Source organism: Pseudobacillus sp. 179-B 2D1 NHS, assembly GCF_045370945.1.
GTDB lineage: Bacteria > Bacillota > Bacilli > Bacillales > Domibacillaceae > Pseudobacillus.
Map to the genome: position 1 here is coordinate 1 of NZ_JBIQDP010000076.1, position 549 is coordinate 549.

Annotated in this window: 1 pseudogene; it reads left to right on the plus strand. The window is 43.7% G+C overall.

Annotation, left to right across the window (positions count from 1 at the left end):
* A pseudogene (locus tag ACH0BF_RS25095) lies at window positions 1-549 on the plus strand (IS3 family transposase); the annotation flags it as partial.

Genomic DNA, 549 nt, shown 5'->3' on the forward strand with positions numbered 1-549 from the left:
CGGTATTTGAAACAGCAGATTGAAGTACTAAAAAAGTACAAAGAATTGGAGAGGAAGTGGTCCCAGAAACAGCTGTAGAATTAGTAAAAGAACTCCAAACCAGCATGCCCGTCAGGGAAATATGCCGGCATCTCGGCATTGCTAGATCCACTTATTATCGCTGGAAGAGCAGGAGCCGGAAAGAAACAGCCAGGCAGATCGTTGAACGAAAAATCGGCACGTTGTGCCGGGACCTTAAGTTTCGATATGGTTATCGTAAAATCACGGCCTTATTAAAACGAGAGATGTCGATTAACCATAAAGCGGTACAGCGTGTAATGCAGAAGTATGGCTGGCAGTGCCGGGTAAAAGTGAAGAAACGCAAACGAACAGGACAGCCCTGTCATATTTCCGATAACCTGTTAAAAGGAGATTTCCAGGCAAATCAGCCTCTTCAAAAGCTCGTCACAGATATTACATACTTGCCTTTTGGCCAGAAACAGCTGTATCTTTCAAGTATTCAGGATTTATTTAACGGCGAAATCATTGCCTATTCTTTAGGAAGCTGCC